This window comes from Pokkaliibacter sp. CJK22405 (assembly GCF_046614695.1).
GTDB lineage: Bacteria > Pseudomonadota > Gammaproteobacteria > Pseudomonadales > Balneatricaceae > Pokkaliibacter.
Genome location: NZ_JBKKHQ010000009.1, coordinates 24418 through 50851, shown reverse-complemented (window position 1 = coordinate 50851; position 26434 = coordinate 24418). Strand labels below are relative to the sequence as shown.

Here is a 26434-nt window from a genome sequence, read left to right as displayed (position 1 = left end):
GGTGTCTGCTCTTTCCCTATTTTCGTTTCTGGAGCCCCTGATTCTATGGAAAACCTTGATTCTCTGCTCAGCCAGGGACGTGAAGCTGTTGCCGCTGCGCAAGATCTTCAGGCCCTGGATGCTGTTCGTGTCCAATACCTTGGCAAGAGCGGTGAGCTAACCCAGTTGCTAAAAGGCTTGGGTAAATTGTCTGCAGAAGAGCGCCCGGCTGCCGGTGCGGCGATTAACGTCGCCAAACAGGCGCTGCAGGAAGCACTGAATGATCGTCAGCAGTCTTTGCAATCTGCTGAGCTTGAAGCCAAGCTGGCTGCTGAACGTATCGATGTCACCTTGCCCGGTCGCGGTGAGCACATTGGAGGTTTGCACCCTGTTACCCGTACCATCGAGCGTATGGAGCAATTCTTCGGCAGCATAGGTTACTCTGTCGCAGAGGGCCCAGAAGTTGAAGACGATTATCACAACTTTGAAGCGCTGAATATTCCGTCGCATCATCCTGCGAGGGCGATGCACGACACTTTCTATTTTGACGTAGGCACATTGCTGCGTACGCATACTTCTCCGGTGCAGATTCGCACCATGGAAAGCTCTCAGCCACCTATTCGCATTATCTGTCCTGGCCGTGTTTATCGAAATGACTCTGACCAGACGCATTCCCCCATGTTCCACCAGGTAGAGGGGCTCCTGGTTGATAAGGGTGTGAGTTTTGCGGACCTGAAAGGTACGGTTGAGCGTTTCCTGAAAGTCTTCTTTGAAAAAGATGATCTGGCAGTACGCTTCCGTCCTTCTTACTTCCCATTCACTGAGCCTTCACTGGAAGTCGATATCGGCTATACCGTTGATGGCAAGCAGCGTTGGCTGGAAGTCATGGGCTGCGGCATGGTGCATCCCAAGGTTTTTGAGTACGTTGGAATCGATCCCGAGGTTTATACCGGTTTTGCCTTTGGTATGGGCGTTGAACGTCTCGCCATGCTGCGCTATGGCGTTCGTGATCTTCGTCTGTTCTTTGAGAACGATCTGCGCTTTTTGCGTCAGTTCCGTTAAGGCGTCGAGCCAACTGATCGCAATTGTCTATCGCACAACGTATTTAGAGACAGAACAGCATGAAATTTTCAGAACAATGGTTGCGTGAATGGGTTAACCCCGCAATCTCCAGTGAGGAACTGGTGGCTCAGGTCACCTTGGCTGGCCTTGAAGTTGATGAGGTTATTCCGGTAGCGGGTGTTTTCAGTGGTGTCGTTGTTGGCAAAATCCTGAAAGCGGAGCCGCATCCAAATGCCGATAAGCTGCAAGTATGTACTGTGACCGATGGGGAGCAAGAGCATCAGGTGGTTTGTGGTGCACCAAATGCCCGAGAAGGTCTGGTCACTGCCTTTGCGCGTATTGGCGCAGTTTTACCTGGCGATTTTAAGATCAAGAAAGCCAAGCTCCGCCAGGTGGAGTCTTTCGGCATGCTTTGCTCTGCACAAGAGCTGGGTTTGAGCGAAGATCACAGTGGCATTATGGAGCTGTCGCAAAATGCGCAGCCAGGTCAGGATGTTCGTGAGCTTCTCAACCTGAATGACGTCACTATTGATGTTGATCTCACACCCAATCGCAGCGACTGCCTGAGTATTCGAGGCTTGGCGCGTGAAGTTGGTGTCTTAAACCAATGTGACCTGACGCCTCCGGCAATTACACCGGTTGCCGCAGGGACTGATGCGACGTTCCCCATCCGTATTGAAGCGCCACAAGCTTGTCCTCGCTATCTGGGCCGTGTCATGAAAGGCATCAACCTTGGTGTCGCCACACCACAATGGATGCAGGAAAAACTGCGTCGTAGTGGAGTTCGCAGCATCGATCCTGTTGTTGATGTGACTAACTACGTATTGCTTGAGCTCGGTCAGCCGATGCACGCCTTTGATATGGCGCAGCTGAATGGTGGTGTTGTCGTTCGTATGGCTAAGCCCGAGGAGAAGTTAGTTTTACTGGATGGTAGCGAGATCACACTGGCAGAGGACGAGCTGGTCATTGCTGACGAAACCAAGCCAGTTGCACTGGCTGGTATCATGGGTGGTGAGCACAGCGGCGTTAATGCGGATGCATCCGATATCTTCCTTGAGTGTGCGTTCTTTGCACCTCTGGCAATTGCCGGTCGTGCGCGTCGTCATGGACTGCATACTGATGCGTCCCATCGCTATGAACGTGGCGTTGATCCTGAGCTTCAGTACCTTGCCATTGAGCGTGCTACTCAACTACTGCTGGATATCGTGGGCGGTACTGCCGGTGAAGTGATTGTTGCTGAGTTCCCTGCACAGTTACCTGCGCGTGAGAAAGTGCGTCTGCGTGCAGATCGTTTGGCTATGCTGCTGGCGTTGAATCTTCCAGAAGCAGAAGTGACCGCTATTCTTGAACGTTTGGGAACTCACCCGAATATCGTTGAACCCGGCGTTTGGGAAGTGCAGGCACCTTCATGGCGCTTCGACATGAGTATCGAAGAAGATCTCATCGAAGAAGTGGCGCGTATTTACGGTTATAACCGTATTCCATCACGACAGCCTTCGGCCGCAATGGAAATGCCAGCAATGCCTGAAGAGCGTGTGCATTTGTCACGCGTACGTCAGTCATTGATCAGTCGCGGTTATCAGGAAGCGATCACCTTTAGTTTCACTGAGCCTAAACTTCTTGCCTCGATTGATCCGGACAACAAGCCACTACCACTGGCAAATGCTTTGTCTGCGGACCTTTCCGTGATGCGAACCACTTTATGGGCAGGGCTTCTGAAAACGGTGCAGTATAACCAGCATCGTCAGCAGCCACGTGTTCGCTTATTTGAAACAGGCTTACGTTTTGTCCCAACGGATGTAGGGCTGGTTCAGGATAAGATGATTTCCGGTGTGATTTCCGGTTCTCGTCATCCGGAGAACTGGCACGGTAAAGCAGAAAGCGTCGATTTCTTTGATCTCAAGGGAGATATCGAGGCGCTGTTAAGCCTGTCTGGCAAACGCTTTAACTTTGTTGCTGCCACTCATCCTGCGCTTCATCCAGGCCAATGTGCTCGTATTGAAACAGCTGAAGGTGAGCTGGTGGGCTTTATGGGCAGGCTGCATCCTCGTTTGAAGGATGAGCTGGATCTGACCTCTGAGGCTTATCTGTTTGAGCTGGTGCTTGATAAAGTACTGGCCGGACGTGTAGCCAGTTTCGCGGGTATCTCGCGTTACCCTGAGGTTCGTCGTGATATCGCTGTGCTGGTGGATGAGTCTGTCTCCTATGATGCGTTGCGTGATGTCGCGGCGAAGTCAGCAGGAGAAGGGTACAAAGATACTCTGATCTTTGATGTCTACCGAGGCAAGGGCGTGCCCGAGGGCAAGAAGAGTATTGCCCTGGGGTTGACCTGGCAGCATCCTTCCCGCACTCTAACTGATGAAGAGACCAGCGCCGCTATGGCTCAGGTAGTCAGTCAGTTGGAAACGCAATTGAGCGCAGTACTTCGTAGCTGATAGCTGAAGAGATTGCCGGAGGGACAAAAGCATGGGTTCATTAACGAAAGCAGATATCTCCGAACGATTATTTGAAGAACTCGGGCTGAACAAGCGCGAGGCCAAAGACATCGTTGAATCTTTCTTTGAAGAGATTCGGGAGAGTTTGAGTGCCAATGAACAGGTGAAATTGTCTGGATTCGGTAATTTTGATCTTCGGGAGAAACGCGAACGGCCAGGACGCAACCCTAAAACCGGTGAAGAAGTTCCCATTTCTGCACGGCGTGTGGTGACATTTAAGCCAGGTCAAAAGCTCAAAGAGAAGGTCGAAACCTTCACGTTGACGACGCACTAGGTCTCTCACAGATTGCCCTTAAAAGCCCGCGCTATGCGGGCTTTTTGCTGTCTGGAGGGAAAGGCTCCAGGGGAAAAAGCGGTTGCAATTTCAAACGCTTAGGATATTATACGCCGCACAAAGCAAGACGTGACGCCTAAGTATCTGATTTGCGTAATCAGGCTTAGCTTAGAGCGGGGCGTAGCGCAGTCTGGTAGCGCACTTGCATGGGGTGCAAGGGGTCGCAGGTTCAAATCCTGCCGTCCCGACCAACGAAAGCACAGTTGGTTACTCTTGCTTTGTAAACAGTGAGCTTACTGGTGTGCGAGCTGGTATCTCAACAAAGAATTCGGGGCGTAGCGCAGTCTGGTAGCGCACTTGCATGGGGTGCAAGGGGTCGCAGGTTCAAATCCTGCCGTCCCGACCAATTCTTTAAAAAAGCCGATTCTGTCACGTACAGGATCGGCTTTTTTATTGCATCAACAAACAGGCTTTTGTTTAACACAACAGTTATTTCCGCAGTTACAAAAGCTAATCTACCTCTCTGAGTTCTTTACCTCTGTTTAGTGGTTGGATATTGTTTCAGACGCTGAAACAATGATTTGGCTATTATTGGGTTCCAAGTTAATGCCTCTCAATTTGACGTGAAGGACACTCGGGCTTGATGTATTCCGGATCTTTTAGAAGTAATGAAAAAGTTCTAACTCATAACAAGTGATAAAGCGGGACAGGGGAATGAACAAAAAGTCGCTGAGCGAACGTGATATCTGCAGCAAGTTTATTACCCCTGCTATTACGTCCGCGGGATGGGATTTGCAGCGACAAATTCGGGAAGAAGTCAGCTTTACCAAAGGGCGAATTATTGTCCGGGGTAAACTTCATAGCCGCGGCGAATCACGTCGCGCTGACTACATTCTCTACCATCAGCCCAACCTGCCTATTGCGGTTATCGAAGCTAAAGACAATAAACACTCCATCGGAGCAGGCATGCAGCAAGCCCTTGGCTATGCCGATGCGCTGGACGTGCCTTTCGTGTTTTCCAGCAATGGTGATGGTTTCCTCTTTCATGATCGCACCGGCACAGGTGACAAGGTCGAAACCGAACTGACGCTTCAGGAATTTCCCTCGCCCAGCGAACTGTGGCAACGCTACTGCCAGTGGAAAGGGCTGGAAGGTGATGCCCGAGAGAAAATTGAAGCGCCTTATTACGATGACGGTTCAGGACGCTCACCCCGCTACTATCAAGCCAATGCGATCAATCGCACTGTAGAAGCCGTCGCCCGCGGGCAAGATCGCCTACTGCTGGTGATGGCGACCGGCACAGGCAAAACCTACACCGCCTTTCAGATTATCTGGCGGTTATGGAAGTCCGGTCAGAAGAAACGCATTTTATTCCTCGCTGACCGCAATATTCTGGTCGATCAGACCAAAAACAACGACTTCAAGCCCTTTGGTCAGGCGATGACCAAAATTGCCAAACGCCAGATTGATAAATCCTACGAGGTTTATCTGTCGCTCTATCAGGCCGTCACGGGCAGTGAAGAAGAGCGCAACGTCTACAAGCAGTTTTCCCCGGACTTTTTCGATCTGATCGTCATCGACGAGTGCCACCGTGGCAGCGCCTCTGAAGAGTCAGCATGGCGTGAAATTCTTGATTACTTCACCAGCGCGACACACATCGGCCTGACTGCCACGCCGAAAGAAACTCGCGAAGTTTCCAGCATCACCTATTTTGGTGAGCCGGTGTACAGCTACACCCTGAAGCAAGGCATTGAAGATGGCTTTCTGGCGCCATACAAAGTTGTGCGCATTGATTTTGATAAAGACCTGCAAGGCTGGCGTCCGCCCAAAGGTATGCGCGATAAAAACGGCGAGCTGATCGAAGACCGTATCTACAACCTCAACGATATGGACCGCCAGCTGGTGATTGAGGCACGGACTTATGAGGTTGCCCGTAAAGTCACCCAATTTCTGCAGGCGACAGGCCCTTACCAGAAAACCATCGTCTTTTGTGACGATATCAACCACGCCGAGCGCATGCGTCAGGCGCTGGTGAACCTTAACCCCCAACGTATGGCGGAAAACCGTAAATACGTCATGCGCATTACCGGCGATGAAAAAGAAGGCAAAGCCGAGCTGGATAACTTTATTAACCCTGAAGTGCGTTATCCGGTCATTACTACCACCAGCAAACTGATGACGACCGGTGTGGATGCGCAAACCTGCAAGCTGGTGGTGCTGGATCAGCACATCCGTTCCATGACGGAGTTCAAGCAGATTATCGGCCGTGGCACACGGATTAACGAAGAGTACGGTAAATACTGGTTTACCATCATGGACTTTAAAAAGGCCACCGAGCTATTTGCGGACCCCGCCTTCGATGGTGAGCCCGTCGTCATCTACAGCCCATCGGCGGATGAGCCCCCCGTACCGCCGGAAGAACAGGATGATGTTATCGACGGTGGCGAAGGGGTAACTGGCACTGATAACACCGATCTGACTGGCGATGACGCAGGCCAAAAGCGCGTCCGCTACGTGATCAACAATGTGGCTGTGCATGTTGTGGCCGAGCGCGTTCAGTATTACGGGCCGGACGGCAAACTGATTACCGAATCCCTGCGCGATTTCACCCGCACGGCGGTGCAAAAGCAGTTTGCTTCGCTGGATGATTTTCTGCGTCGCTGGAATGATACCGAACAAAAGAAAGCCATCATCGACGAATTGGCTGCCCAGGGCGTGATGTGGGAAGCACTGGCAGAGGAGGTTGAAGCTAAACGTGGACAACCCCTCGACCCGTTTGACCTGATTTGCCACATCGCCTTCGACCAGCCGCCACTGAGCCGTCAAGAGCGTGCCGAACAGGTGAAAAAGCGTAACTACTTCACCCGATACTCTGGTGCCGCACGGCAAGTGCTGGAAGCCTTGCTCGATAAATACGCCGATACCGGCATTGAACATATTGAAGATATTAGAGTGCTAAAATTGGCCCCTTTTACGACCATTGGCGCACCGATGGAGCTGGTCAGTGCCTTTGGCGGCAAGCCCGGATACCTGCACGCCATTGCCGAGCTCGAACATGCGCTTTACCAGATGCCGGAAAAGGCAGGCTAACGCCCAAGGCCCGAAGCCGATGCCGCCAGCCCCGCAACCAATACATCGATAAGTCGCCGCCGCATATACCAGCAGCGGCACCGATGCTCAGTGAATGAGCCCTGAACACATAAGGTTTTCCATGTCCATTAGCAGCACCATCAAATCCATTCAGGACATTATGCGTAAAGACGTCGGCGTCGACGGCGATGCCCAGCGTATCGGCCAGCTGGTGTGGATGCTCTTCCTGAAAATCTTCGACGACCGCGAGCAGGAATGGGAGCTGCTGGATGACGATTACCGCTCGCCGCTGCCACAAAGTTGCCGCTGGCGTACCTGGGCGGCAAATCCTGAAGGGATTACCGGCGATGATCTGAAAAGCTTTATTGATAATGATCTCTTCCCTCGCTTGCAGAACCTGCAGGAATACAGCCAGACACCTTCGGCCTATGTGGTGCGTGGCGTATTTGAGGATGCTTACAACTACATGAAGTCCGGCCAGTTGATCCGTCAGGTGATCAACAAGATTCAGGAAGGGGTGGACTTTAACAGGGCGCAGGAACGTCACGCCTTTGGCGATATGTACGAGCAACTGCTGCGCGACTTGCAGAACGCCGGTAACGCCGGTGAGTTCTACACCCCGCGCCCGGTCACCGAATTTATGGTGCGCATGGTTGACCCGAAACTGGACGAAAAAGTGATGGACCCGGCCTGTGGCACCGGCGGATTCCTCACCTGTACCATTGAGCACAAACGCAGCCGTTATGTGAAAACGGCTGAGGATGAACGCGCTCTGCAGGCGAGTATTTTCGGTGTGGAGAAAAAGCCGCTGCCGCACCTGCTGGCCACCACCAATATGATCCTGCACGGCATCGAGGTGCCGAACCAGATTCGTCACGATAATACCCTGGGCCGCCCGTTGATCAGCTGGGAGCGTAGCGAGCGGGTCGAGTGCATCGTCGCTAACCCGCCGTTCGGCGGTATGGAAGAAGACGGCATCGAAACCAACTTCCCCACCGCCTTTCGTACCCGCGAAACCGCCGACCTGTTCCTGGTGCTGATCATGCACCTGCTGAAAGACGGAGGCCGTGCCGCCGTGGTGCTGCCGGACGGCTTCCTCTTTGGTGAAGGCATAAAAAGCCGCATCAAGGAAAAACTGCTGACCGAATGCAACCTGCACACCATCGTTCGCCTGCCCAACGGCGTGTTCAACCCTTACACCGGCATCAAGACTAACCTGCTGTTCTTCACCAAGGGCACGCCGACCAAGCACGTGTGGTTCTACGAGCACCAGTACCCGGCCGGTTACAAAAGCTACTCCAAGACCAGGCCCATGCGCGTCGAAGAGTTCGCCGTCGAAGAAGCCTGGTGGGGCAGCGAGGCCGATGGCTTTGCCGCGCGGCAGGAGAACGAATTTGCCTGGAAGGTCAGCTTCGACGAGCTGCAAAACCGCAACTGGAACCTCGACTGCAAGAACCCGCATGTCGGCGAGCAGATCAGCCACGACCCGGACGAACTGCTGCGTGACTACGCCGCGCTGCAAGGCGAGATCGGCGAACTGCGCGACCAGCTCAAGGCCATGCTGGCCGAGGCATTTGCCGCACAGGCGGCGGAGCGTGACGCATGAGCGCAGTGCTGACCGACAACCTGCCGCTACTGGCCGGCGCACCCAATGGCATCAAGAAGCTGCGTGAGCTGATTCTGGAGCTGGCGGTGCGCGGCAAGCTGGTGCCGCAAGATGCGAGTGATGAGCCGGCCAGCGAGTTGCTCAAGCGGATTGCTGAAGAAAAGGCGCGATTGGTGGCTGAGGGGAAGATCAAGAAAGCGAGGGCTACACAAGAAGAGTTAGCTGAGGCTTCTTACGAAATACCCTCCAGCTGGGCAGTAGCTGCGTTAGGGCAGGTTGTAGAGATTGTGCGCGGTATCACTTTTCCCGCGAGCGAGAAATCAAAAGAGCCTGAATCCGACCGTGTTGCGTGTCTGCGCACCGCAAATGTGCAAGACGAGATTGAATGGGATGACCTTCTCTACATTCGAGAAAGCTTCGTCTCTCGAAATGACCAGTACGTAGAACCTCATGACATAGTTATGTCGATGGCGAACAGCCGAGAGCTTGTTGGGAAAGTTGCACTGATTGGCTCTGAGCTGAAGCAAAAAACAACGTTTGGTGGATTCCTCGGGGTTTTGCGGCCGGTGCTAATCGAACCTCGATTTGTTATGGCTTTGCTGCGGACCCCACATGCAAGAAGCATCCTGATTGATAGTGCGAGTCAGACCACGAACATTGCAAATGTCTCACTGGCCAAGTTAAGACCTTTGCCATTTGCAATCCCGCCACTCGCCGAGCAACACCGCATCGTCGCCAAAGTCGATGAGCTGATGGCCCTGTGCGACCGGCTGGAAGCCCGTCAGGCCGATGCCGACAGCGCCCATACCCAACTGGTGCAAGCGCTGCTGGGCAGTCTGACGCAGGCCAGCGATGCTGCAGACTTTGCGCAAAGCTGGCAGCGCTTGGCCGAGCACTTCCACACCCTGTTCACCACCGAATCCAGCATCGACGCCCTCAAGCAAACCCTGCTGCACTTGGCGGTGATGGGCAAGCTGGTGCCGCAAGATCCTAGTGATGAGCCGGCTGGCGAGGATCTAGTCAAAGAGCTTGCTCACCAGCGTAATGAGTTAAGAAGAAGTGGCAGAATTCGTGAGTCTAAGGAGGCAATCGATTTTTCAGGTCTTGATGAAATGAAGGTCTGCATCCCTACTAACTGGAACTGGGTGAGAATGTCCGAAATCGCTGAAGTGGTCAGAGGGGGATCACCACGTCCAGCGGGAGACCCTCAGTTCTACGGCGGAGACATTCCATTTCTTAAGGTGGCCGACATCACGGCTATTAAAGGAAAATATTTGGAAGGCTACAGCTCAACAATAAAGGAAGCAGGCCTTAAAAAGACACGATACATCGACGCTCAAACGGTTCTTCTAACAAATAGCGGTGCAACTTTAGGGGTTCCCGGAATTTGCAATTTTCCAGCGAGCTTCAATGATGGAGTTGCCGCGTTTATAGAGAAAAGTGATCTGGTTTTTGATGAGTATCTCTACCTATACCTCAAGACACTAACCAAATGGTTTTTGACGATTGCATCACGCGGTCAAGGTCAACCAAACCTGAACACTGACATCATTAAATCAACGTGGTTCGCTTTACCCCCTCTCGCCGAACAACACCGCATCGTCGCCAAAGTCGACCAACTGATGGCGCTCTGTGACCAACTCAAAGCCCGCCTTAACCAGGCCCGGCAGGTGCACGAGCATCTGGCCAGTGCGCTGGTTGAGCAGGCCGTGGCTTAAGCAGGAGAGCACGGATGCCCATTCGCACCCAGATTTGGACCGTCGGCACACAGCCCGCGCCGTGCTCCGGAGCTACGTTAAATGAGCTTTTCTATCATCCAGCAAAGGTGTCTTAGGCATTAGCAAAAAAGTAAGGACTCCGCTCTGGACTTTTCAGATTTCGAGCGAGAAATAACAAAAACAACAGATCATAAAGAACAGGGACGCACCATGGAAAAAGCTCAACCTTTATCACTACTGGCTCGAGTCGATGTAGGGGTCGCCTATTATTTTAGCGTGCTATTCAAGGGAATCATTACCCTTGCTATTTGGCTACTAGGTCTGGTGTCGTTGATCCAGATTATTTGGTCTTTTTTCGAATACCATGAAGGACTGGCAGATCTCTCATGGGCAGAATGGGGTTTTCTGCTTTTCTCACTTCTATTATTGCGACGACATATACATTACTGCCGACACTTCGGATGGGGGTTCTGGGCTGGACTTTCGCGTTTGTTCGCTTTTCAAGGCATCTTTTACGGCGTTATTTATGCTGTGCTCGGTATGTTGTTCATTTATCTATACTCCATTGGGGAGATAAATGAATTTCTATTACAGCTCGAAGTCATTGAGCCTGCCGACAAGCTGGTAGAGTACGGGTTGAGTCTTCTGGCTATCTTTCTGGCAATACCTACCTCCCAATATGTTAGACGCGCCTCAAATAAACCAGTTAAAGCTCCTACAGCACCTCCCTCTGAAGAAAAGAAGGAACCGTATGCACCTGAGGTCTCTGTTGTGGTCAAGGAGGCCAGCCTATGAAACGTCTTAATGTCGTGCTTGCCTGTGTCGTGAGTTGTTTTTTATTAACGTCAGCTAAGGCGGCTGAAAGCCCTGAGTATCTGATCCAAAGTTGTAAAGAAGTGGTCGGCATTTATGCTCAGCGCGATCAAAAGCGGCTAGCAGCAGGTCTGACAACTTCGGTCTCAGAAGCTTTGCGTGCTGGTTACTGCATGGGAGTGGTTGAGGAATATCGACGTCATAAAAGCTGCTATACCAGAGACTGGTTCACTCAGGCTACCCGAATTAGTGAGCAGCCATTGCCATTAACTTCACGGATCCGCGTTTCTGAGTTGCTGGAGATGTCGTGTGGTTACTGAAGGGTACTTTACACAGGCCGAGGCGGTAGAGCGGTTGTTTGGCATCGTTTTAGCTAAACATACTGTGTTTAAGAATGCGGTCAGTACGTTGGCGACTGCGCTTAACAAGCAGGGTGTGCTGCCTCTGCAGAAAGAGGGTAACAATTATGCTGCCGGTAGTCGTCAGCGCATAACGCTACCTGGTAAAGCCCTGACAGTACTGAGTAATGCCATTATTCTGCAGGGGCTCTTCGGCGAACCCAAAACCGTAGTGAGCCTATTTAAAGACTCTGCGGCACGCGCAGGCCACGCTGATCGTGCCCGAAGTTTGTTGCTGGAGAGGCAGTCCGTTGCGAACGTTGGGTTAATTCGCCACGAGCTGTTGCAGGTTCTTGATTTGCTTGGCTCATCGGTGGATCTCACGCAAGAACGTTTGCCGAATCCTTTCGATAACAACGTGTTCCCGCAAATGGGGCTGAGTGATTACGGCGGTAACCTGCTTCGCGCGCTCGCCTGCCAGACGGCGGCCTTATCTCAAGGCGACAGCATGATGGCGCACTACCTAAATGGTGAACTGGAACAGGCGCATAAGCTGGCCAGCAAACTGCACACTCAGAATACTATTTTGCAGAAGTATCAGCGGCTGATTGTGCGTGATTATCACGAGGCTCAAGACTTTGATAATTTATTGGATGATTTGCGATAAACCCCCTTGGTAGTGGATTCCACTAACCAATACTGGCTCCAACGTCACCGAGGAGCCAGCCATGAATACCATCGAAAACGTGCTTAGCCGCTGCCCGCATCAGGTCAGCCTTTGCCATCAACATAAAGCCCTTGATATTGATCACGCCTTGCAAGCAGGGACGTCCTTTACGGTCCTTGGCGGCAAGCGTGTGCGTTCTTGCAGCCATATCGTGCGTTTTAAGCTGGGCTACGCCTGGCGTTTGCTCTATATCATCGATGCCGAAGGCTTCCACCCCTTAAGTCTGGTCAGTCGCCAATGTTTCGAGCGTGAGCTGAAACGAAGGCGGGTTCCTATGTCTTGAACCTGCTAATCCGTTAACTCTCAGGAGAAATACCGATGACTGCTCTTATTCAGTTGCAACAGCCTCTTTTGGCCGCAGACGGTCTGGAAATGCAAGTAAGCAAACTCGATTTTCAGCGTCTTAAACACAAATACACGGCCTCGTCTGAGGCAGAAATGACAGTGGAGGAATGGGACGTCGCTGAGCTGGAATACCGTCGCTTCCTTAGCCTCAAATGTTTTTATCCCTCAGTGGCATTCGTGCCAAGCAAGCAAGTGGATGCGCTCTGGCACGCACACATCCTTGATACCCGTGCTTACCGTGAAGATTGCCACGCGGTATTTGGCCGTTTTATCGACCATTACCCGTACTTTGGCATCTACGGTGAGGACGATTACGAGGCGTTGAAGCAGGGCTTTGCCCAAACCGTTGCCTTGTATGAGCAACATTACGGCGCGTACCCCGGTGGTGGCACAGAATCACAGGCGATGCGCTGCCAGAATCATCCCTGCCATGTGCCTTCGACCTGTGCCTGCCGTGCGCCAGGCACTTGCAAGTAAAGGCAACCGTTTAAAAAATCTCTCTGGAGCAAAACACTATGAGCAAACCTCAAACTGCTGGTAACAACCAACCTACTCCACGCCCGCCTGTGCCTAATCTTCCCAGCACGACGGGAAACCCTTCAGGTAAAGGCCGTGGTAAATATCCACCCAAGACATCTTAGTATTTTCTGTTAAACCCCAAGTAAAAGGGCAGTGCAGTAGTGGTGATAAGTCACTATTGCACTGCACTGAGTGCTTAGCTTCTGATTATTGATCAGCGTCCGAAGTCAGTAGGATCAGGCTTTCTTTGTATCCTGCTATCACTAAACAATTTGCTTATTTAGGTCATAAAGCTGTACCAGTCTTTGTCACAGTATGTAAAATTCACCGCTCAGGAGCTTCGGTCGAGGTCACTTGGCCGGAGAATGGATGACAAAGGAGTAAGCTATGAAGAAGCTGACGGCGATCGCAACGGTTGTAGTTGTTGCTGCCGCAGGTGGAGCCTGGTGGTGGACTACCAATCAGGAAGGGAATGCAGAAATTGCCGCTTATGTGCCTGCAGACACAATCCTCTACGCAAGTGGTTACCAGTCCAAGGACGTTGACGCAACTGTTCGCAGCTGGCCACTGTGGGGCACGCTTCCACCCGAAATGTCTCAGATCGTTGATCAGTTAGGCGAGAAAGAAGCGACTACACCGCTGGCCAAGCTGGGTCAGTTCCTTCTTGCGGACTTCCGTAATAATGCTGCCACCTACGGTGATTTCTATGATCACTACGGTATTGATGCGACTCAGCCTTCGGCGCTGTATTTTGACGGTATTGCTCCGGTCATGCGCTTTACCCTGAGCCAGCCAACCAAGTTGCAGGCGGTGATCAGCCAGGCAAGCGAGAAAAGCGGCCTTAAAGCGACGACTGAAACGCTGGATGGCCATTCCGTACAAGTCTGGCGCAGTGAGAAAGAAGATAAAGGCGCGGTGGCGCTGTTGATCGAAAACAATACCGCCACATTCTCTGTATTCTTCCCCGGTGAAGATCAGAAAGCCCAGCTGCAGCGTCTTGCGCTGGTCAAACCTGAAAAGTCTATTGAAAGCAGCGGCGAGCTGGCGGCACTTCAACAGAAGCACGATAAAGCAGATACTGTTGCCGTCTTCCACGTTGACCGTCTGGTGAAAGCCCTGTTGCAGCCAGAGTCTGCAGGTCTTGCGGGTAAGCAGATTGTCGAGATCATCAAGCAGTCTGGTAAGCCGGATCCATTTGCGGCGGTTTCCGGTGCCTGCCGTAAAGAATATGTTGAGATGGCGGGTTACGTGCCGCAAATCACGCTGTTCTCTGAATCCTCCGCCCAAGACGGTGGTGTGCATTCTTCCCTGCAGTCCACCTGGGAAATCACCAGCAAAAATGCTACCGCAACACTTGGCAAGTTGCGTGGACATCTGCCCGCTCATGGTGGCGATAAAAACTCTGCATTCTCCTTTGGTTTAGGGCTGGAAGTTTCCCAGTTGGCACCCGTGCTGACGGATGCCTGGACTCAGTTTACGCAAGCCAAGTTCGAGTGTGATGAGCTGGTGAAAGCGCAGCAGGCGGCAAGCCAGACCAGTCCGGCCATGCTGGGCATGTTTACCGGCATGTTGCAGGGTGTGAAAGGTCTTGGTATTTCCGTCTATAACCTGACGGCTGCCAAAGAAGGTCCTGGTGCTGAGGCGGATGTATTGCTGAGCGTCGCCTCTGAGAATCCCCAGCAGCTCGCTTCCATGATTGCCAGCTCACCGTTCACTGCCGGCGTTCAGATTCCGGTTGATGGTACTTTTGGTGATATCAGCCTGGGGACCTATGGCACGCCAATGACGGTGAAAGCCGGTATTGCAGGGCATTCGCTGGTGCTGTTCAGTGGAGAGCAGGCCACCGCTCAGGTTGAGAAGCTGAAATCAGAAAGCCTGGATGCTAATGGTCTATTCTCCATGGGTATCGATTACTCCAAGCTGGCTGATCTGGTCGAGAATGCGCCCATTGAAAACTTCACGCCGGAGTACAGCGACGAGTACGGTCCTTCTGCCTGTGTCCAGAAGTTTTCTACTGCGCAGATGCTGCGTACCAAGCCTATCCAGCTGTCTTATCTGGTGGATGCCAAAGAAGCAGGCCTGACGACCGACATCGACATGCTGATGAAGAAGCCGCAGGTGGCTGACAGCATCAAGCCAGCTGGCAGCTATCGTGTCTTTGATCAGACCTATGATTGCGGTGAAGGTGATGACGTAGGTACCGAGACCATCAATAGCGATGGTACTGGTACCTATGAAATGAAAGATGTTGAAGGCAAGTGTGTGGTTTCCCGCATCACTTATCAGTGGAAGCAGGAGGGTAATCAGCTCACCATGTCTAACGGTAAAACCCAGTACCGTGACAGCTGTGAAGCTGAGTGGCCTGCCGCGACGGATTACAGTGCCAACTGTACCATGATGCCTGTCTCCGGTGGTGGTTTCCGCTGCCTGATTGATGAGGCGGAAGGTCAGAGCCTGTACTTCTACCGTCCGGAGAAGTGATCCGGGTCTCATGAAAAAGGGCTGCAATTGCAGCCCTTTTTTTATGCCTCGTCATTTTATAGAGAGGCGATATTCACAGAGGTCATGATCAGAAAGGGTGGAACTGGTAGAGCCAGGTTTCTGTCAGCGTCTCATCCTTATATTTCAGGTACAAACGCATATCCACGGGTTTTTGATCGGCGGCAGTGAAGTCGAACTGCGCACGCCAGTGCCCAGGGACGCCATCGGGCACCGGCTCAGCAAAGATGTAGGAAAACTTGCCACTGGAGGACCATAGCTCAAGCTCAGGCTTTTCACCAAAAGGCATATCTTTCAGAGGACCGCCCAGGAACTCAACCATGAACTTTCGAACGCCTGCAGGGCGAGGTTGACCAGGCTGTCCGCCACGGCCAATACGTGTCGCTACACAGCGCGCCAGTGACGTCGGGAAGGGTTCATCCGCCTGCCAGAACATCTTGTAGTGCAGATGATGCTTATCACCGGCTTTTGCGGCTTTCTCCGGAACCCAGAAAGCCACGATGTTGTCATGGATTTCATCATCCGTAGGAATCTCGATCAGCTGAACGGCTCCTTTGCCCCAGCCATCAAGAGGTTCAATCCAGAGACTGGGACGGCGGTCATAGTTAACCCCATCCTGATAATGATCAAAGTTACGGTCGCGTTGCAGCAGGCCAAAGCCTTTAGGGTTGGTGTCCGAAAACGCCGAAGCACTGGTGCTGGCAGGGTTATTCAGCGGACGCCAGATATGCTCTCCACCGCCTGTCAGCATGGCCAGACCGTCTGAGTCATGGACTTCAGGGCGCCAGTCGATGGCTTCGGGCTTGCGGGTTTCTGAGAACCAGTACATGGAGGTGAGAGGCGCCAAGCCCAGACGACTGATGTCCTTTCTGAGATAGACATAACTATCGACATCCATAGTCACCGCTTTATCTCGCGTCATGATGAACTTGTAGGCGCCGGTAATACTTGGGCCGTTCAGCAACGCATAGACAGTGACGGAGTCGCTATCGTCTTTGGGCGGCTCAAAATAGAAATGGGTAAAGGAGGGGAATTCCTCAGGCTTGTTATACATGGCAACATCAATAGCCACGGCGCGGGCTGACAGGCCATACTGATAAAGCTCGCCAATGGCACGGAAGTAAGAAGCGCCAAGGAAGGCAACCCAGTCATTCTTTTTCCAGCTCAGTTTGTCCTGGTCGCCTTTACGGCTCTCCTGAAAGCGGAAACCGGCGAAGCCTGCACCTTTGGGAAGTTCATGGGCAGGGCTGTCTTTTGGCATGTTAAACAATGAGGAGTCGTAAATGATCTCTTTGGCCTGTGTTTTCCCATCATCGCTATCCAGCAGATACATGTGCACCGGGGTCTGGAAGTAACGGCCGAGATGGAAAAAGGTAACCGGGAACTGGCCTGGGCCATCACGGAAGAGGGCTTTGTCGGTATCGTAAATGATCTTGCCGTGAGCATCGTAATCAATGCGCTCAAGCACTTCTTTGGGAAGATTACTTTCCTGCGTATAGGGGCGGCCCGCCAATTCCTGGGCGTGGGCTTGCAGTGCCTCAAAGCTGAAAGGCATGGCTTTACCGAACTTAAGGCCGGCATCTGCCAGAGAGCTGGCTGGAAGGCCCAGTGCGCTTAGGCCAAGGGTGGCACCTGCGGCGCCCATGAATGCACGTCGATTCATCATAGTGTCGTCTACAGCCTGACTGGTCAGAAGGTTTACACGGCATCCGTCAATCCATAGCGCGGAAGCGTGACCTGATTAAGAAACAATCGGATGGGCGCAGATATTCATCGCAGAGGGATGAATAAACAAGACTTCGAACCGGAATAGATTGCCGGTGTGCCTGCATAGCTGAAGGGATTGTGAGGTAACAGTCACTCCCTTGCCCGATACTCCTCATGACTGGTTAGCCTAGTCAGGGGAGCAGGGGGAGTAAAGTTTCACTTCTCATAATGAATGCTACGGTTGGACGTGAAGCGCAACAGCCAGAAACAACTAGGGTGGCGAGGCTTCTCTTTCTCAATCAGGGCTATCGTTGGTGACAGCGGATTTTTCAGAGATTTTTTCGATACGGACAACGGGTTTTAGTCATTTGTTCTGGCGATCACCTGCTATAGTGGGGCGCTTCCGGCAAGCGGGATCAGCTTGCGTTTTACCCGTTATCGCCAGCCTGTTGTCGTGCTTCAAGGCTGGTTGAAAGCTTCAAGGGCAGGATTTCCTTATGACCATGAATGTGGTGGTGTTGTTTGGTGGGCGCTCCGCTGAGCATGAAGTCTCCCAACGTTCGGCAGCCAATGTGATTGCTGCGCTGGATCGTCAGCGTTTTCACATTATGCCTGTATACATCGATTTTTCCGGCAACTGGTATCGGCTGGAAGATAACGATGACATCTCTCAACCCGTGGTAACGGATCAGCTGGATGAAGTTCTGCTGAGTCGTCAGGGTCTTATCAATTTTGAAACCCATGCGATCGAAAATGTCGATGTGATCTTCCCTGTATTGCATGGCCCCTACGGTGAAGACGGAGCCATTCAGGGTCTCTGTAAAGTCATGGATCTGCCTTGTGTGGGCAGCGATATTCTTGGCTCCGCGATTGGTATGGATAAAGACATCGCTAAGCGCTTGCTGAATGATGCAGGTATTCCTGTTGCGGAATACGTCATGGTTCGAGCAGGGCATAGCGAGCTTGATCTCCAGGCACTGGAGGCGAAACTGGGTTATCCGATGTTCGTGAAGCCCGCCAACATGGGCTCTTCGGTGGGCGTAAGTAAGGTGGAGTCCTGGCAAGCGCTGCAGCCCGCCATTGAGGAAGCCTTACGCTTTGATGCAAAAGTGCTGATCGAAGCTGCTATCGATGGTCGCGAAATTGAATGCGCCGTACTCGGTAACCTCAACCTTGAGAGTTCCACCGTGGGCGAAGTGGCAACCAGCGATCATTTCTATTCCTACAGCAAGAAATACCTGAACGAAGCGGGGACTGATCTTATGATTCCTGCGGCATTGGACGAGGACACGATCCAGCGTGCCCGGGCGATGGCAGAGAAAACCTATGCTGTGCTGGAAGCTCGTGGTTTAGCCCGTGTTGATATGTTCGTGACCCCGCAGGGTGATCTTTACGTAAATGAGATCAACACCTTGCCGGGTTTTACCTCGATCTCCATGTATCCCAAGCTCTGGGAGGCCAGTGGGCTGCAGGTTACCGAGTTGCTGTCGCGACTGATTGATCTTGCGCGTGAGCACTACCGCTCACAACATACCCTGCAGGTGCGTTATCTGAACGCCTGATTGCCCTTGGAAGTTGGCGATAGTTTTAGCTAGGTGCCAGAGTCTTGGGTAAGACAGTTCGCAGGAAAGTCGAAAGTCTTTATGCGGCAAGAGAGTGCTTTGCCGCTTTTTCTTTTTCGGAGTATCAACCATGAATTTCACCCCGACTGAGCTGGAAGGCTATCGTGACTTTGCCGGACAGCTGGCGGATGCGGCAGCTCAGGCCATCATGCCGTACTTTCGCAAACCCATGGCGATCGACAATAAAAAGTCACAAGCCTTTGATCCTGTCACGGATGCGGATCGTGCGGCAGAACGTGCCATGCGCGAGCTGATTGAGCTGCACTTTCCGGCGCATGGAATTCTGGGTGAGGAGGAAGAGAATAAGGCCGGGTCATCGCCCTTGACCTGGGTGCTGGACCCGATTGATGGCACTCGTGCATTTATCACCGGCTATCCGTTATGGGGAACTTTGATTGCATTGAATGACGGTGATTATCCGGTCGTGGGGGTGATGAATCAGCCGTTCACGGGAGAACGTTTTGTAGGTTCTCCTGACGGCGCCTTTGTGGTTACTGGGCAGGAGAAAACCAGGCTCGCGACCAGCGGATGTCAGCAGTTAGCAGAAGCGCGAATTACCTGTACTACGCTGGATATGTTTACTGACGAAGAACGGGCGGCTTATCTTCGCGTGGCCGCTCAGGCAAGACTCAGCCGTTACGGTGGGGACTGTTATGCCTATTGCATGCTGGCCAGTGGTCACATTGATGCGGTGATCGAATCAGACCTTAAACCTTATGATATTCAAGCGCTTATCCCGCTTATCGAAGCTGCGGGTGGCATCATTACCAACTGGCAGGGTGAGTCAGCGGCTAATGGCGGTGCGGTTATCGCAGCGGCCAGCAAAGAGTTGCACGCTGCTATTTTGCCGATCCTCAAAGAGTGAGTAGTGCTAAATAGCGCTAAAGCGATAAAAACCTGAATGTCTGATACTAAAAGCGGAGCTTGCGAGGCTCCGCTTTTTTTATGCTTCAGAGTGAAGCACTGTTCACCGTTAGCACGATTTTGCCTAAGTGAGTACCGGACTCCATCAGGCGATGCGCCTCAGCGGTTTCCTCTAATGGGAAGATCTTATGAATCTGCGGAAGCAGGGTTTTCCCCAACGAGGGCCAGAGCGTTCGCTCTACTGCTCGTGCAATCGTGGCTTTCTCTGCCACCGAACGGCTTCGCAGGGTTGAACCAGTGAGAGTCAGGCGTTTGGCCATCAAGAGGCCAAGATTCAGGCTTGCGGGCTTACCCTTTAGCAGCGCAATCTGAACGATACGGCCCTCAGTGGCAGCCGCTTTGAAGTTACGCTCTGTGTAATCGCCGGCGACCATATCAAGAATGACTTCAGCGCCGCGACCGTCGGTGAAACCTTGCACCGCTTCCACAAAGTCATTGTCACGATAGTTGATGGCCAGGTCAGCGCCGAGAGATTCGCAATAACGGCACTTTTCATCACTCCCGGCGGTAACGATGACCCGTGCGCCAAGGTGTTTGCCGATCATAATTGCGGTCACGCCAATGCCGGAACTTCCACCATGTACCAGTAAGGTCTGTTCGGCCTTTAACTGACCGCGTTCAACGACGTTGGTCCAGACCGTAAAAAAGGTCTCAGGCAAGGAGGCAGCTTCAATGGAAGTCAGCCCCTGGGGGATGGGCAGGGCATTATCCTCAGCCAGCGTGCAATACTCTGCATAGCCGCCACCTGCGACCAGTCCGCAGACTTTGTCGCCGACAGTAAATCGGTTAGTGCAGGCGCCGACACTGACTACCTCACCGGCAATTTCCAGTCCCGGGATATCCGAAGCGCCTTGCGGTGGCGGATAAGCGCCTTCTCGCTGGAAGATATCCGGCCGGTTAACGCCGGCGGCTTCAACTCGAATCAGTAACTCATTGGCAGCAGGTGTCGGCCGTGGTCGTTGAGCCAGCTGGATAACTTCAGGCCCACCGGCTCCTCTAAACTCAACCGCCTTCATCAAAACATCAGACATAACAAAACCTTGATCAGCATGTGCTGAATGATAAGTGGGTCAGCTTTGGCGATTGGGCAAGAGTTCAGGACATCAAAAAGGGATGCCCTTGCAGAACTAGCGCCGCGGCACTTACTAGGTCATACGAAAAGAAAATAGCACCTGACGAAGGTGCTGGATTTCCGAAGTTAAAGTGAGGGAGGCTGGGCAGAGATGATAATCAGTTGGGAATGTCAGGCCAGGCACGCATGGCAATGTCAGCTATTGCTTTAAGATGGGCTTCGCTTGCGCCGTCACGAGCCTGCACCGTCATGCCCTGCAGCACGGCGGCAAAGTAGTTACTGAGCTGCACCGGATCGACGGAGCGGTCCACATCACCTTCGAGAATTCCGCGGCGAATGCGTTCCTCCATTTCCATTCGCTTGTGATGACGAAGGCGGGCGACCGCTTCCTGAACGCGCTCTGAAGACGCCGAACAGTTGGTGGCAGAGGTCACTACCATACAACCCCGAGGGTGATCCGGGGAAACCATGGTTTCAGCCGAGCGCATCATCAGTTTATGCATGGCTTCTTTGGTCGTTTTACCACTATGAAGGGCGCAGCGAATATTATTGGGACCGTTGACGTAGCGGTCGATTGCCGCCAGAAACAGCTGCTCTTTATCGCCAAAGGCGCTGTAGAGGCTGGGCGGGTTAATACCCATGGCGCGGGTCAGATCGCTGAGGGATGTGGCTTCGTAGCCGCGCTGCCAGAAAAGGCGCATCGCGCTATCAAGAGCCTGATCCCGGTCGAACGCTCTGGGCCTGCCACGGGTTTTAGTGGGTGTGGTTGTTGTTTTCATAACAATCGATAGTAAATTCAGATCAGACCCCGTGCAAGCCAGCATGACATCTGGATCCGGCTGGAAACGAGCTGCAACGATCCAGCCGTGCGCTCGACTGGAAACCTGATGAATCCATCCCGATAAAAAGCACCAAAGGGATGCACTGACTGGGCAAGAGCGCAGCAGCGCACGTGTGGTACTTACGGCAGGAACGCAGGAGGCAAAAATGTATAAGTTGCAAGTTCAGGACGACGATCAGGATGCACGCATCTGGCACAATGTGACCGATGATGGCGGACAATTATTGACCTTCGAAAGTGAGAGTGCAGCAAGGGCTGAATTGGAAAAACGCTTTCCGGTGAAAACCGGGCTGGAACAGTATGGCGCTGGCCGGAAACGGACGCGGGTCATCGCCATTTACGATGAAGATGACGAAGACGACTGGCCATCCTGAGTCTTTTACTGTGGTTCAGAGACAGAGAGGGCACCTGGCCCTCTTTTTTATTGCACTGATATAAGGCAGTTTGCGGTGCAACAATCTGGCGATGATGAAAGCTAACGGATATAAGACTGTCCCTCATGCAACGATGAATTGTCTGCATAAAGCTTCCTTTGGTTAGTCATAAAAACTATTTTTGGCAGCGCAAAAAAATAGAAGTCTATGATAGACGTCAAGGCTTCGACCTTCGTATTATAAGAATCCTTCAACAGGCTTTCGATCAGGAGCCTGTAAACATCCTCACACTGCAATCAAGCGAATTCACATGGATAGCAAACTACAGGCAACACCGCCTTACGGTGTAGGGCTTGCTGTACTGGCATTGGCTGTCGGCGGGCTGGCAATTGGAACAGGCGAGTTTGCGGCAATGAGCATTCTTCCTGATGTCGCCCGTAACCTGGATATTTCCGTGCCCAAAATGGGCCACATGATCAGTGCCTATGCGCTGGGTGTGGTGGTGGGCGCGCCATTGATTACTATTCTCTGCGCAAGTTTGCCCAAGCGTTTTATGCTGATTGCCCTGATGCTGATGTTTGCCGCAGGCAATCTGATGGGCACGATCTTCACGACGTACGACGGCGTGATGATTTCTCGCTTTATTGCGGGTATCCCTCACGGCGCCTATTTTGGACTGGCTGCGCTGGTCGCCGCTTCCCTGGTGGACCGACGGCATCGTGGCAGAGCGGTTTCGCGGGTAATGATGGGGCTGACGATTGCCAATATTATCGGTGTCCCTTTTGCGACCTGGCTTGGGCAGCTGCTCGGCTGGCAATGGGTCTTTAATATTGTCGGCGCGTTGGGCCTGCTGACCGCGCTGATGGTCTTTATTTTCGTGCCCAAGGTGCAACTGGCGCAGAGTAGCGTCACGCAGGAGCTGTCGGTCTTTACCCGTCCGCAGGTATGGCTGACCCTTGGCGTGGTGGCTATTGGTTTTGGTGGCGTATTCTCGGTTTATACCTACATCACACCTACGCTGGTGGAAGTGACGGGCCTTCAGGAAGGTGTCGTACCACTGGTGCTGGGTCTCTTTGGTGTTGGTATGACTCTGGGAGCATGGATTGGTGGCTGGCTGGCGGATCGCTCACGCATCTGGACCATTGTTGGCGGCCTGATCTGGAACATGCTGGTGCTTTCACTCTTTACTGTGGGGGTTCAGCACGTATGGTCTGCAGTCACGATGGTTTTCCTGGTGGGGATGAGCATTGCGGTTGTGCCTGCGGCGCAAACCCGGTTGATGGATGTTGCGGGTGATGCGCAATCCGTCGCTGCTGCACTTAACCACTCCGCCTTTAATATTGCCAATGCCATTGGCGCCTGGTTCGGTGGGGTAGTGATCAGCATGCATTACGGCTGGGCTGCGACCGGCTGGGCGGGTGTCATGCTGGCGGTGGGTGGTCTGGTGATTATGTTCTTCTCGATTCTGCTGGAGCGTCGCCGTCCTATTACCTACGTCGAGACTGACTTTCAGATGGTGCACTAAGTACCTGACAGAAGTACCGTTTAATACACACGCACTGCATAAGTGAGTAAAAACGCCTCCTCGTGAGGCGTTTTTTTATTGCACGCTGGTAAGACAGAATGCGGAAAACTTCAGATAAAAAAACAGCAGCTCAGAGAGACTCTGGCTGCTGCTGAAAAAGCGAGGAAATTGATGTCCTTTAACCCGGACTCAGGCGCCAATCCTTAGGGATCAGCAGGGTTAAGCACTGCTTAAACGCGGGTTTCAGCAACACCAATGACCATGGTGCGGCGGATACCAACAAAGGCTTTAACGCCTTTCAGGTTCTTGGTCAGGGAGACCAGTGAGTTTTCATTACCCTGACGGTGGTCATAAATTGCACCAGCGACCGCAAAGAAGGCCGCCATGGCAAGAAGTGTGCTGATAACAAACCAGTGCTGGAACAGAATCAGACCTGGAAAAACGCTCAGGAATGCAAGCTTGGGCAGATGTTGACGAAGTGGCGTTCCTTCTTCTTCCTGAATCAGGCAGACGCTCAGGAAAAGAACAAACAGGGCAGCGGAATACCAGGGGGTGGCAGCCAAGATCAACAGAGCTGCAATCAGGCCATGACGAGCGATTGAAGTGAGCACGGTAGTCTCTCTACGAATAAGTAATTAGGGCAGGGTGATGTGCTCACTGGCGGTGATAACTGCGGAGCAGGGACGCTCGAAGGCAGTCGTCGTCGTAAACACGCGCGATATTTTATCCGAATCCTTTTCATTTCACTATTGATTCAGATCGGTGCATGAAAGAAAAAATGCCTCTTTTTGTGCCACATTTTGTTCTTTTCATGGGACGCTCTGGCCCTCACGGGGACTGGCGGATAGGCTGGCGCAATAGTGATGATTTAAACACCTTTGTTTATAGCGACTCCTATTCAGCTCAGGGAAGTTACTGATGTCCGACAATGCCTCTGCGTCGTTAATGAAAAGCCTTCTGCTTATGCCTGTTGTGGCCTTTCGCTCTCTGATCGAAAGCCTGCAAAAGCTCAGCTGGTTTTGTCGCAGCCGCCGCTTTTTGCGGATTGGGCTTTGCTACTACGCACAGTATCTGTGGCTTGATCCTTACATTGCCTGTCGCCGCTATCTGGAGCGCTGGGATGCCGATGAAGTGCAGCCCGTCTATGGAGAGACGCCTTTTGCCACGCTAGAGGATATCGCCACACGGGTTGAACTTAAGGAAACTGATGTCCTTTATGAGCTGGGCTGTGGGCGCGGCTTAACGGTGTTCTGGTTTAATCACTTTTATGGCTGTCGAAGCGTAGGCATTGAGCTGGTACCTCACTTCGTGAAGCGAGGTAATCGTATTGTTGAGCGTTTGAATATCGACAGGGTGACGTTTCGGGAAGAGAACATTCTTGAGGCGGACCTGAGCGAAGCAACGGTGGTGTATTTCTTTGGCACGGCCTTTTCGGATCTGGCCGTTGCGCGAATTGTCGAGCGCTTTGAAACCCAGCTGAAACCCGGTACGCGCATCGCCTCTGTCAGCTTTCCTTTGCAGGACTTCGCTGACCGGCCTCACGCCTATACGCTGAAAGAGACGTTTACCGCCCAGTTTCTCTGGGGAGAAGGGACAATCTATATTCAGGAAAAGAATGCCTGAAGAGTGGGGAACACGACCGGGCAGTGTTCACTGCCCGGCTGCTCTGCTCACACCTGACGGCTTTCCCGCAAGGCTTTTAGGGACTGACGCTGCTTGCCCGCCTCATCAAAGTTATCTGCGGCAAGCCAGGCCAGAAAGCCGGCTTTAACCTCTGGCCATTCACTATCAATAATGGAATACCAGGCCGTATCACGACTCCTGCCTTTGTAGACAATCGCCTGTCGGAAAATCCCTTCAAAGCTGAAGCCTAAACGGTCGGCAGCCTTGCGTGACGGCGCATTACGGCTATCACACTTCCACTCGTAGCGGCGATAGCCGAGGGTTTCAAACGCATAATGCATCATCAGAAACTGCGCTTCTGTCGACAGCGGCGATTGCTTAAGCGCCGGTGAGAAGCTCACGTTGCCCACTTCAATCACGCCATTGGCAGGGTCAATGCGCATCAGGGAAATAGTCCCCACCGCCTGACCGCTGTGCTTATCAATGATGGTGTAGAAAAAGGGATCAGGGCTTTGCTCACACTGACTCAGGTAGTGGAGATAATCCGCCTGCTGATCAAAACGCTCGACACCAAGATAGGTCCAGTCACGTCCATCGCCGGCGAGGTGATAAGCCGTAAAGAGTGCCGGGCCGTGAGCTTCAGCATTCAGCGGTTCGATCCGGCAATACTGACCTTCCAGAGAGATCCTTTGCGGACGCGCGCGCGCGCTCCAGTCAGGCATGGGGTGGCCCACAGGCTGGCCATACTGATTGAGTAATTCAGACATCTTCGGGCTCTCAACTCACTTGGTAATGAGCTGACTCTAGTGGGAAATTGGTCTGGCGGATAGGGCCAATAGCAGTGAGTAAACAGAGCCATTTCAGGGTGGGAAGTCCGCAAAGATCAGGAAAAAGGCACCGTCTGCTGTCAGGGCCGGACGGTGCCAACAAGGCTACGCCTTATACCAGTGATATTTCCACGTGGCCGTTTTGTTCGCGCACCTGATACACCGGTAACGCGAGGCTTTCATCCTCAAGGCAACGGCCTGTCTCAAGGCAATAGTGTTGTTTGTAGAGTGGCGCGGCGACGGTCATTTTGCCGCCGAGGTGCGCCAGCAAACCGCGGGACATCACGTTAGCCTGCCCCACGGGGTCAAAGTTGCCGACGGCATACAGCTTGTTATTGCTGCGCTGACGGAAGATCGCGACCTGCTGACCCTGCACCAGTGCGCAAATGCCTGTATCCGGAGCGATATCGTTCAGTGAACACACGGCGGTCCAATCGGATTTCATCTCGGCCTC

The 26434-nt window shown here is 52.7% G+C and carries 23 protein-coding genes and 2 tRNA genes; 19 read left to right on the top strand and 6 right to left on the bottom strand.

Annotation, left to right across the window (positions count from 1 at the left end):
• Positions 1 to 45: 45 nt before the first annotated feature.
• The 14 genes from pheS to ACKC9G_RS05545 all read left to right on the top strand — a co-directional run bounded on the left by pheS (position 46) and on the right by ACKC9G_RS05545 (position 15447).
• Positions 46 to 1041: a phenylalanine--tRNA ligase subunit alpha gene (pheS, locus tag ACKC9G_RS05610; RefSeq protein WP_411403953.1), complete on the top strand. Its 996-nt coding sequence runs from the start codon at positions 46 to 48 to the stop codon at positions 1039 to 1041.
• Positions 1042 to 1100: 59 nt separating this feature from the next.
• A complete protein-coding gene (gene pheT / locus ACKC9G_RS05605; protein ID WP_411403952.1) occupies positions 1101 to 3476 on the top strand; it encodes a phenylalanine--tRNA ligase subunit beta in 2376 nt (791 codons plus the stop codon).
• Between the two features lie 31 nt (positions 3477 to 3507).
• Positions 3508 to 3810: an integration host factor subunit alpha gene (ihfA, locus tag ACKC9G_RS05600; RefSeq protein ID WP_411403951.1), complete on the top strand. Its 303-nt coding sequence runs from the start codon at positions 3508 to 3510 to the stop codon at positions 3808 to 3810.
• A gap of 174 nt (positions 3811 to 3984) precedes the next feature.
• Positions 3985 to 4061: transfer RNA gene (locus ACKC9G_RS05595), tRNA-Pro, on the top strand.
• 78 nt (positions 4062 to 4139) lie between these two features.
• Positions 4140 to 4216: transfer RNA gene (locus ACKC9G_RS05590), tRNA-Pro, on the top strand.
• Positions 4217 to 4524: 308 nt separating this feature from the next.
• Positions 4525 to 6900 carry an EcoAI/FtnUII family type I restriction enzme subunit R gene (hsdR, locus tag ACKC9G_RS05585; protein ID WP_411403950.1) on the top strand — a complete coding sequence of 792 codons (2376 nt, stop codon included), beginning with the start codon at positions 4525 to 4527 and terminating at the stop codon, positions 6898 to 6900.
• A gap of 121 nt (positions 6901 to 7021) precedes the next feature.
• Positions 7022 to 8506 (top strand): N-6 DNA methylase, encoded by a 1485-nt coding sequence (locus ACKC9G_RS05580; RefSeq protein ID WP_411403949.1) that lies wholly within the window; start codon positions 7022 to 7024, stop codon positions 8504 to 8506.
• On the top strand, positions 8503 to 10224 hold the full coding sequence (locus ACKC9G_RS05575) for a restriction endonuclease subunit S (protein ID WP_411403948.1): 1722 nt from the start codon (positions 8503 to 8505) through the stop codon (positions 10222 to 10224). Before ACKC9G_RS05580 ends, ACKC9G_RS05575 begins: the two co-directional genes overlap by 4 nt.
• Positions 10225 to 10434: 210 nt before the next feature.
• The gene (locus tag ACKC9G_RS05570) at positions 10435 to 11019 is read left to right on the top strand and encodes a hypothetical protein (RefSeq protein WP_411403947.1); all 585 of its coding nucleotides are present in this window, start codon (positions 10435 to 10437) and stop codon (positions 11017 to 11019) included.
• Positions 11016 to 11357, top strand: coding sequence for a hypothetical protein (locus tag ACKC9G_RS05565; protein WP_411403946.1), 342 nt, complete (start codon positions 11016 to 11018; stop codon positions 11355 to 11357). Before ACKC9G_RS05570 ends, ACKC9G_RS05565 begins: the two co-directional genes overlap by 4 nt.
• Complete coding sequence (locus tag ACKC9G_RS05560; protein WP_411403945.1) at positions 11347 to 12042, top strand: hypothetical protein; 696 nt, start codon at positions 11347 to 11349, stop codon at positions 12040 to 12042. Before ACKC9G_RS05565 ends, ACKC9G_RS05560 begins: the two co-directional genes overlap by 11 nt.
• Before the next feature lie 61 nt (positions 12043 to 12103).
• Entirely contained in the window at positions 12104 to 12385 is a 282-nt protein-coding gene (locus ACKC9G_RS05555; protein WP_411403944.1) for a hypothetical protein, read from the top strand.
• Between the two features lie 35 nt (positions 12386 to 12420).
• A complete protein-coding gene (locus ACKC9G_RS05550; RefSeq protein ID WP_411403943.1) occupies positions 12421 to 12924 on the top strand; it encodes a glycine-rich domain-containing protein in 504 nt (167 codons plus the stop codon).
• A gap of 429 nt (positions 12925 to 13353) precedes the next feature.
• Positions 13354 to 15447 (top strand): hypothetical protein, encoded by a 2094-nt coding sequence (locus ACKC9G_RS05545; protein ID WP_411403942.1) that lies wholly within the window; start codon positions 13354 to 13356, stop codon positions 15445 to 15447.
• A gap of 88 nt (positions 15448 to 15535) precedes the next feature.
• Here ACKC9G_RS05545 and ACKC9G_RS05540 read toward each other — a convergent pair whose 3' ends face one another.
• Positions 15536 to 17131 carry a glucan biosynthesis protein gene (locus tag ACKC9G_RS05540; protein WP_411403941.1) on the bottom strand — a complete coding sequence of 532 codons (1596 nt, stop codon included), beginning with the start codon at positions 17129 to 17131 and terminating at the stop codon, positions 15536 to 15538.
• A gap of 538 nt (positions 17132 to 17669) precedes the next feature.
• On the opposite strand from ACKC9G_RS05540, the gene ACKC9G_RS05535 reads away from it, so the two are divergent.
• Together ACKC9G_RS05535 and hisN are read left to right on the top strand one after the other, a co-directional pair.
• A complete protein-coding gene (locus tag ACKC9G_RS05535; RefSeq protein WP_411403940.1) occupies positions 17670 to 18734 on the top strand; it encodes a D-alanine--D-alanine ligase family protein in 1065 nt (354 codons plus the stop codon).
• 130 nt (positions 18735 to 18864) lie between these two features.
• On the top strand, positions 18865 to 19659 hold the full coding sequence (hisN, locus tag ACKC9G_RS05530) for a histidinol-phosphatase (RefSeq protein ID WP_411403939.1): 795 nt from the start codon (positions 18865 to 18867) through the stop codon (positions 19657 to 19659).
• 85 nt (positions 19660 to 19744) lie between these two features.
• Here hisN and ACKC9G_RS05525 read toward each other — a convergent pair whose 3' ends face one another.
• Together ACKC9G_RS05525 and ACKC9G_RS05520 are read right to left on the bottom strand one after the other, a co-directional pair.
• Entirely contained in the window at positions 19745 to 20749 is a 1005-nt protein-coding gene (locus ACKC9G_RS05525; RefSeq protein ID WP_411403938.1) for an NAD(P)H-quinone oxidoreductase, read from the bottom strand.
• A 199-nt stretch (positions 20750 to 20948) separates the two neighbouring features.
• Entirely contained in the window at positions 20949 to 21569 is a 621-nt protein-coding gene (locus ACKC9G_RS05520; RefSeq protein ID WP_411403937.1) for a TetR/AcrR family transcriptional regulator, read from the bottom strand.
• 208 nt (positions 21570 to 21777) lie between these two features.
• On the opposite strand from ACKC9G_RS05520, the gene ACKC9G_RS05515 reads away from it, so the two are divergent.
• Complete coding sequence (locus tag ACKC9G_RS05515; protein ID WP_411403936.1) at positions 21778 to 22005, top strand: hypothetical protein; 228 nt, start codon at positions 21778 to 21780, stop codon at positions 22003 to 22005.
• 310 nt (positions 22006 to 22315) lie between these two features.
• Positions 22316 to 23530 carry an MFS transporter gene (locus ACKC9G_RS05510; protein WP_411403935.1) on the top strand — a complete coding sequence of 405 codons (1215 nt, stop codon included), beginning with the start codon at positions 22316 to 22318 and terminating at the stop codon, positions 23528 to 23530.
• Between the two features lie 230 nt (positions 23531 to 23760).
• Here the strand turns inward: ACKC9G_RS05510 and ACKC9G_RS05505 are convergent, their stop codons facing one another.
• Positions 23761 to 24141 carry a hypothetical protein gene (locus ACKC9G_RS05505; protein WP_411403934.1) on the bottom strand — a complete coding sequence of 127 codons (381 nt, stop codon included), beginning with the start codon at positions 24139 to 24141 and terminating at the stop codon, positions 23761 to 23763.
• 307 nt (positions 24142 to 24448) lie between these two features.
• On the opposite strand from ACKC9G_RS05505, the gene ACKC9G_RS05500 reads away from it, so the two are divergent.
• On the top strand, positions 24449 to 25153 hold the full coding sequence (locus ACKC9G_RS05500; RefSeq protein WP_411403933.1) for an SAM-dependent methyltransferase: 705 nt from the start codon (positions 24449 to 24451) through the stop codon (positions 25151 to 25153).
• Positions 25154 to 25200: 47 nt separating this feature from the next.
• Here ACKC9G_RS05500 and ACKC9G_RS05495 read toward each other — a convergent pair whose 3' ends face one another.
• Together ACKC9G_RS05495 and nirD are read right to left on the bottom strand one after the other, a co-directional pair.
• A complete protein-coding gene (locus ACKC9G_RS05495; RefSeq protein ID WP_411403932.1) occupies positions 25201 to 25920 on the bottom strand; it encodes a GNAT family N-acetyltransferase in 720 nt (239 codons plus the stop codon).
• Between the two features lie 172 nt (positions 25921 to 26092).
• On the bottom strand, positions 26093 to 26425 hold the full coding sequence (nirD, locus tag ACKC9G_RS05490) for a nitrite reductase small subunit NirD (protein WP_411403931.1): 333 nt from the start codon (positions 26423 to 26425) through the stop codon (positions 26093 to 26095).
• Between the last annotated feature and the right edge of the window lie 9 nt (positions 26426 to 26434).

Excerpts from the sequence above, each read along its gene's own strand:
- pheS (WP_411403953.1), top strand. The coding sequence starts at position 46 with ATGGAAAACCTTGATTCTCTGCTCAGCCAGGGACGTGAAGCTGTTGCC.
- pheT (WP_411403952.1), top strand. The coding sequence starts at position 1,101 with ATGAAATTTTCAGAACAATGGTTGCGTGAATGGGTTAACCCCGCAATC.
- ihfA (WP_411403951.1), top strand. The coding sequence starts at position 3,508 with ATGGGTTCATTAACGAAAGCAGATATCTCCGAACGATTATTTGAAGAA.
- hsdR (WP_411403950.1), top strand. The coding sequence starts at position 4,525 with ATGAACAAAAAGTCGCTGAGCGAACGTGATATCTGCAGCAAGTTTATT.
- ACKC9G_RS05580 (WP_411403949.1), top strand. The coding sequence starts at position 7,022 with ATGTCCATTAGCAGCACCATCAAATCCATTCAGGACATTATGCGTAAA.
- ACKC9G_RS05575 (WP_411403948.1), top strand. The coding sequence starts at position 8,503 with ATGAGCGCAGTGCTGACCGACAACCTGCCGCTACTGGCCGGCGCACCC.
- ACKC9G_RS05570 (WP_411403947.1), top strand. The coding sequence starts at position 10,435 with ATGGAAAAAGCTCAACCTTTATCACTACTGGCTCGAGTCGATGTAGGG.
- ACKC9G_RS05565 (WP_411403946.1), top strand. The coding sequence starts at position 11,016 with ATGAAACGTCTTAATGTCGTGCTTGCCTGTGTCGTGAGTTGTTTTTTA.
- ACKC9G_RS05555 (WP_411403944.1), top strand. The coding sequence starts at position 12,104 with ATGAATACCATCGAAAACGTGCTTAGCCGCTGCCCGCATCAGGTCAGC.
- ACKC9G_RS05550 (WP_411403943.1), top strand. The coding sequence starts at position 12,421 with ATGACTGCTCTTATTCAGTTGCAACAGCCTCTTTTGGCCGCAGACGGT.
- ACKC9G_RS05545 (WP_411403942.1), top strand. The coding sequence starts at position 13,354 with ATGAAGAAGCTGACGGCGATCGCAACGGTTGTAGTTGTTGCTGCCGCA.
- ACKC9G_RS05540 (WP_411403941.1), bottom strand. The coding sequence starts at position 17,131 with ATGATGAATCGACGTGCATTCATGGGCGCCGCAGGTGCCACCCTTGGC.
- ACKC9G_RS05535 (WP_411403940.1), top strand. The coding sequence starts at position 17,670 with ATGACCATGAATGTGGTGGTGTTGTTTGGTGGGCGCTCCGCTGAGCAT.
- hisN (WP_411403939.1), top strand. The coding sequence starts at position 18,865 with ATGAATTTCACCCCGACTGAGCTGGAAGGCTATCGTGACTTTGCCGGA.
- ACKC9G_RS05525 (WP_411403938.1), bottom strand. The coding sequence starts at position 20,749 with ATGTCTGATGTTTTGATGAAGGCGGTTGAGTTTAGAGGAGCCGGTGGG.
- ACKC9G_RS05520 (WP_411403937.1), bottom strand. The coding sequence starts at position 21,569 with ATGAAAACAACAACCACACCCACTAAAACCCGTGGCAGGCCCAGAGCG.
- ACKC9G_RS05515 (WP_411403936.1), top strand. The coding sequence starts at position 21,778 with ATGTATAAGTTGCAAGTTCAGGACGACGATCAGGATGCACGCATCTGG.
- ACKC9G_RS05510 (WP_411403935.1), top strand. The coding sequence starts at position 22,316 with ATGGATAGCAAACTACAGGCAACACCGCCTTACGGTGTAGGGCTTGCT.
- ACKC9G_RS05500 (WP_411403933.1), top strand. The coding sequence starts at position 24,449 with ATGTCCGACAATGCCTCTGCGTCGTTAATGAAAAGCCTTCTGCTTATG.
- ACKC9G_RS05495 (WP_411403932.1), bottom strand. The coding sequence starts at position 25,920 with ATGTCTGAATTACTCAATCAGTATGGCCAGCCTGTGGGCCACCCCATG.
- nirD (WP_411403931.1), bottom strand. The coding sequence starts at position 26,425 with ATGAAATCCGATTGGACCGCCGTGTGTTCACTGAACGATATCGCTCCG.